Source organism: Sphingorhabdus sp. (assembly GCF_044354325.1).
Taxonomy (GTDB): Bacteria; Pseudomonadota; Alphaproteobacteria; order Sphingomonadales; family Sphingomonadaceae; genus Sphingorhabdus_B.
The window spans coordinates 1-5,480 of record NZ_JBILAF010000129.1 but is presented as its reverse complement, the minus strand read 5'-3'; the positions used below and the strand labels follow the sequence as shown (position 1 = coordinate 5,480).

Below are 5,480 nucleotides of genomic sequence, written 5' to 3'. Positions count from 1 at the left end.
CCGCGCAACGGCAAAAGGCCGCATCCTGAACGTAGCAATCGATGACAGCCTGATCGTTCCTGCGGACAAAACGATGTTGGAAGACCTCATTACCGCAGCATTTAATGACGCGCGTGAAAAAGCGGATGCCGCGAGCAACGCGGAAATGGGCAAAATGTCGAGCAGCCTGCCTTTGCCTGCCGGGTTCAAACTGCCGTTTTAACCCCGCCATTATCGGCACCATTTTTATGTAAACCCGTTTTTTCCCCAGCAAATTGTGCTTTTGGGGCCCAGATGCATTGAAAGCCTGCGCAGAGCGCTCATATTGCTTTGGAATCGGCGTGCCGCATTTTTGCGCGACCCCACTTGGAGTATCTATGGATCTGAACCTTCCTTTATTGCCCCTGCGCGATATCGTTGTTTTCCCCGGTATGATTGTTCCCTTGTTTGTGGGTCGGGATAAGTCGGTCGTCGCGCTGGAAAAAGCGATGGCGGCGAACAAGGAAATTTTCCTCGTCGCGCAGCTCGATCCTGCCGAGGATGATCCCGGCAAAGATGATTTGTACGACATCGGCGTAACCGCGACGATTATGCAGTTGCTGAAGCTGCCTGACGGAACCGTGCGCGTTCTGGTCGAAGGCAAGCAACGCGCGCAACTGCGCGATTTGGTTGAGCACGGCAGTGAATATGTCGAAGCGGCTGTGTCACTCGTTGTCGAACAAAATGCTGAAGGTCCTGAAGCCACCGCGCTGATGCGTTCGGTTGCTGACCAGTTTGAAAATTATTCGAAGCTCAACAAGAAAATGCCCGCCGAAACCGCGGTGCAGCTTTCGGAAATCGAAACGCCGTCGGCGCTTGCGGATGCCGTTGCGGCCAATATCCAGTTAAAGGTGTCGGATAAGCAGTCACTGTTGGTTGAAGCGAACCCGCTTCGCCGGTTGGAAATGGCGTTTGCCTTCATGGAAGGCGAATTGGGCGTATTGCAGGTCGAAAAGAAAATCCGTGGCCGCGTGAAGCGCCAAATGGAAAAGACGCAGCGCGAATATTATCTGAACGAACAGATGAAGGCCATTCAGCGCGAGCTGGGCAATGACGATGGCGAAGGCGGCGACGAAGTTGCCGAGATTCAAAACAAGATCGACACGATGAAGCTGTCCAAGGAAGCAAAGGCGAAAGCCAATGCCGAATTGAAAAAGCTCCGCGGCATGGCACCCATGTCCGCCGAGGCGACCGTCGTGCGCAATTATCTCGACACGCTTCTGGGCATACCATGGGGCAAAAAGTCCAAGCTGAAGCGCGATATCGCCAAGGCGCAGGAAGTGCTTGATGAGGACCATTTCGCTTTGGAAAAGGTCAAGGACCGCATCGTTGAATATCTTGCGGTACAGGCGCGCACCAACAAGCTGAAAGGCCCAATCTTGTGCCTCGTCGGCCCCCCCGGCGTGGGCAAGACGTCGCTTGGCAAATCGATTGCCAAGGCAACGGGGCGTGAATTCATCCGTCAGTCGCTGGGCGGCGTGCGTGATGAAGCCGAGATTCGTGGCCATCGCCGGACCTATATTGGTTCGATGCCCGGCAAGGTCGCGGCCAATTTGAAAAAAGCGGGAACGATGAATCCGCTGTTCTTGCTCGATGAAATCGACAAGCTTGGTCAGGATTTCCGTGGCGATCCGGCGTCTGCATTGCTTGAGGTTCTCGATCCGGAACAGAACAACAAGTTCAATGACCATTATCTCGAAATCGACTTGGACCTGTCCGACGTGATGTTCGTGACAACGGCCAACAGCCTCAATTTGCCACAGGCGCTTTTGGACCGCATGGAAATCATCCGGTTGGAAGGCTATACCGAAGACGAGAAGCTAGAGATTGCGAAGCGACATTTGCTCGACAAGCAAATCGAAGCTCATGGGTTGAAGCCGGAAGAGTTCTCGGTCAGCGATGATGCTCTGCGTGATTTGATCCGCTATTACACACGGGAAGCCGGTGTGCGTACGCTTGAGCGGGAAGTCGCAAAGCTGGCGCGTAAAGCGCTGCGCCGCATCTTGGAAGGCAAGGCCACCAGCATTGCCATTACGCCTGAAAATCTCGCAGATTTTTCGGGCGTCCGTAAATATCGCCACGATATGGGTGAGGAAGAAAACCAGATTGGCGCTGTTACAGGGCTTGCTTGGACCGAAGTTGGCGGCGAACTGCTCACCATCGAAGCGGTGACTGTTCCGGGTAAGGGCCAGATCAAGACCACCGGTAAGCTGGGCGAAGTGATGAGCGAGTCCATTCAGGCTGCCTTGAGCTACGTTAAGGCACGTGCGCCAAGCTATGGCATTAAGCCGAGCCTATTTGGGCGCAAGGATGTCCACATCCACCTTCCCGAAGGCGCGGTGCCCAAGGATGGTCCATCGGCGGGCATCGGCATGGTGACATGTATCGTCTCGACGCTAACCGGCATTGCCGTGCATCGTGACGTCGCCATGACGGGCGAAGTTACCTTGCGTGGGCGCGTGTTGCCAATTGGCGGACTGAAAGAGAAACTGCTCGCGGCACTTCGGGGGGGCATCAAGACGGTGCTTATTCCGCAGGAGAATGAGAAGGACCTTCCGGACATTCCAGCCAACATAAAAGAAGGCCTGGAAATCATTCCGGTCAGCCATGTGGATCAGGTGCTGGCGCGTGCGTTGGTGTCGCCTTTGGTGGCCGTAGAATGGACCGAAGCCGATGAACTCGCGGCAGCCTTGCCGCCTACAGTTGGCGGCGAAAACGGGGCGTCGGTGACCCATTAAAGGGTAATAAATGCCTTTTGATTGCATGTTGTGGGCAAAACTTGCCGTTTTTCACAGAAAATGACGGTTTTGGGCGGATTTTTCCTTTGACAGTGCACGCAATGTCATCATTATCCGTCCACCGGTTCACGCCGCGACTCAATTACAGAATAATTTGGGTTTTATACAATTTTTGAGAGGGGGGTTCCCAATATGAACAAGCAAGATCTCGTCAATGCAGTTGCAGAAGCAAGCGGCCTGACCAAAGCAGACGCTGGTAAAGCAGTAGAAGCGACCTTTGAAGCAATCACTGGCGCGCTGAAGAGCGGCGGCGAAGTACGTCTCGTTGGTTTCGGCACATTCGGCGTTGCAAAGCGTAAGGCTTCGACCGGCCGTAACCCACGCACTGGCGAACCAATGACCATCAAAGCATCGACTCAGCCTAAGTTCAAGGCTGGCAAGGCGCTTAAGGATGCCGTCAACTAAGACAGGCCAAATTTATTTGGTGAAAGGGGCGGGGCGAAAGCACCCGCCCTTTTTTTATGCCCGACGCCAGCGCGGATGGCCGCGGTGCAGCATGGCAAATATAATGCACACGCAAAAACGCCGCCATGACGGCGGCGTGATGATGCAGCCGATTTGCCCGGCCCGTTTGCGTAATAAAATCTGTTAAGCGGCGAGGCGCATTTCGCCCATAATGCGGCCAGCGACCGGGAATGCGATAATCGTTGCAGGGGTACGACGGCGCATGTCGCCACATATGATGCGCCGTTCGCGCGCAACTTCGCCCGCAAATTCCATTTCAACGACTTCACGTATCCGCGGCATGGCGTTGCGCACTGTTAAAAATATTGTGCCGGCTGACAAGCCAAGCGCGGTCACAAAAAGAAGGGAAGCTACGATAGTCATGGCACTGGTCCTTTCTGTCCCCCGCCAAATTATTTAGCGGGCTATGCTGGCCCGGCATGGGCAGCGTTTGAGCCCTTGTTCACTATTTGTTCTAACTTGTCAAGCATGTTCTCACCGCCGAAATAGCGTGGAGTATTTCGGGGATTGTCTGTGGATAACTTTCTTTGACTCTCGCAGTACGATGCCATGGAAAGCAATAATTTGGTGCACTGTCGCCGTGGTTCTCACGACCCTCTTCGTCATCCTGAACTTGTTTGTGCGATGCACGCCTCCGGCTCCAGGATCTTACTATTTCGACGTGGGAAGTAAGATCCTGAAACGAGTTCAGGATGACGGGGTGTGGGATGACGGGGGGTGGACGACAGGGCTGTCGGGATGAGGGCGGCCCATCTTCGTGCCTTCGTGCCTTTGTGCGAGATACATTGGCGCAGCGTTTGGTTTTGGCGGGGCTGTGCGCTCGCGCGCTATGGGCGAGGGCCCACCCGGCTCGCCCTTTTGGGCTTTCTGGGGTATATCGTACGTGTCACCGTAATTTCGTAATTAGTGCACTGTCACCGTAATTGATTTCTTACGTTCACAAGCCTAGTTCATATTTTATTTTCCAGAATGATTTTAAAGAAATTTGCAGCATCGAGGGCATCTCTGCTATAATTGGTGCATAAATTAGCGTTCGATTTGTTTCTTTTTATTGCCGCTGCATCATTTTCGATTCTATAATAACTCAGGCTTTTACGCGACTGTCCCCACGGAGAAAGGCCGCGTTCGTACCAGTCCGTGATCTCATATTCAGAATCGGCGCAAGCACAGGGAATATTTGCGTTGGAAGGATTCATGGACGCTTCATAGGCTTCTTCGCTGCACCCCGCTGGCCAAATATACTCTTCTGACGTCTCTACACGCTGCAAGGGATTGGGGTTGTCATAGGTTTGTTTCTTCGAATAGATGTAGATCGCCAACACAGGGATCAGCAAAATGATAGCCCATTTTCTCGGCAACCAAGGCCGGGTACCGCGCTGGCCAAAACGATCTTCTTGTTCGCTCACGCCGCCATCTCCGTCTGCACAAAGCGGAATGCCCGTGCCAATCCGGGAACACAAAATTTAATGCTATCGTTCGGGTTCGTCATAACCCGCGTCTTACCCATATAGTTGCTAACAAATGGCTAAACCGCTTGACGAATCCCTGCCGCGACTATAACGGCCCGCTCATTCCACATGGGAAACGCACATACCGGTGCTGATCTTTGTCTTTTAGGCAACAGTGACGTTCTAGTTTCCCAGAGGCTCAACCGGAAGGAGAAGTACCATGGCGGCACCTGTCGTAACCATGCAGCAATTGCTTGAAGCTGGGGCCCATTTCGGCCACCAAACACACCGTTGGAACCCGCGTATGAAGCCGTATATCTTCGGCGCGCGCAACGGCATCCACATTCTCGATCTTTCGCAGTCCGTGCCATTGTTCGCACGTGCGCTTGATTTTGTTGCCCAGAGCGTTTCGTCGGGCGGCAAGGTTCTGTTCGTTGGCACAAAGCGCCAGGCACAGGGCCCCATCGCTGACGCAGCACGCGCTTCGGGTCAGCATTTCGTCAACCACCGTTGGTTGGGCGGCATGCTCACCAACTGGAAGACCATTTCGAACTCGATCAAGAAGCTCAAGACGCTCGAAGAGCAGCTTTCGGGCGACACGCACGGTTTCACGAAGAAGGAAATTCTTCAGATGACCCGCGAGCGCGACAAGCTTGAAATGAGCCTTGGCGGTATCCGCGACATGGGCGGCATTCCTGACGTGATGTTCGTCATCGACGCCAACAAAGAAGAACTCGCCATTAAGGAAGCC

At 53.8% G+C, this 5,480-nt stretch carries 6 protein-coding genes; 4 read left to right on the top strand and 2 right to left on the bottom strand.

The features are described 5' to 3' along the window. From ACIQ0G_RS09990 to ACIQ0G_RS09980, 3 genes are all read left to right on the top strand, one after another. On the top strand, positions 1–202 hold a 202-nt coding region (locus ACIQ0G_RS09990; RefSeq protein ID WP_397577778.1), incomplete at its 5' end, for a YbaB/EbfC family nucleoid-associated protein. A 154-nt stretch (positions 203–356) separates the two neighbouring features. Next, a complete protein-coding gene (gene lon, locus ACIQ0G_RS09985; protein ID WP_397577777.1) occupies positions 357–2,756 on the top strand; it encodes an endopeptidase La in 2,400 nt (799 codons plus the stop codon). A gap of 192 nt (positions 2,757–2,948) precedes the next feature. Then, positions 2,949–3,221, top strand: coding sequence for an HU family DNA-binding protein (locus ACIQ0G_RS09980; protein WP_324477394.1), 273 nt, complete (start codon positions 2,949–2,951; stop codon positions 3,219–3,221). Between the two features lie 183 nt (positions 3,222–3,404). Here ACIQ0G_RS09980 and ACIQ0G_RS09975 read toward each other — a convergent pair whose 3' ends face one another. Beyond that, the gene (locus ACIQ0G_RS09975) at positions 3,405–3,644 is read right to left on the bottom strand and encodes a hypothetical protein (RefSeq protein WP_397577776.1); all 240 of its coding nucleotides are present in this window, start codon (positions 3,642–3,644) and stop codon (positions 3,405–3,407) included. Positions 3,645–4,231: 587 nt separating this feature from the next. Next, positions 4,232–4,687, bottom strand: a complete 456-nt coding sequence (locus tag ACIQ0G_RS09970; protein ID WP_397577775.1) for a hypothetical protein — start codon at positions 4,685–4,687, stop codon at positions 4,232–4,234. A 262-nt stretch (positions 4,688–4,949) separates the two neighbouring features. Here ACIQ0G_RS09970 and rpsB point away from each other — a divergent pair. Further along, a partial coding sequence (gene rpsB / locus ACIQ0G_RS09965; RefSeq protein WP_397577774.1) for a 30S ribosomal protein S2 occupies positions 4,950–5,480 on the top strand: 531 nt, incomplete at its 3' end.

What these genes read in the sequence shown, in the direction of transcription:
- ACIQ0G_RS09975 (WP_397577776.1), bottom strand. Translation starts at nt 3,644, where the DNA reads ATGACTATCGTAGCTTCCCTTCTTTTTGTGACCGCGCTTGGCTTGTCA.
- lon (WP_397577777.1), top strand. Translation starts at nt 357, where the DNA reads ATGGATCTGAACCTTCCTTTATTGCCCCTGCGCGATATCGTTGTTTTC.
- ACIQ0G_RS09980 (WP_324477394.1), top strand. Translation starts at nt 2,949, where the DNA reads ATGAACAAGCAAGATCTCGTCAATGCAGTTGCAGAAGCAAGCGGCCTG.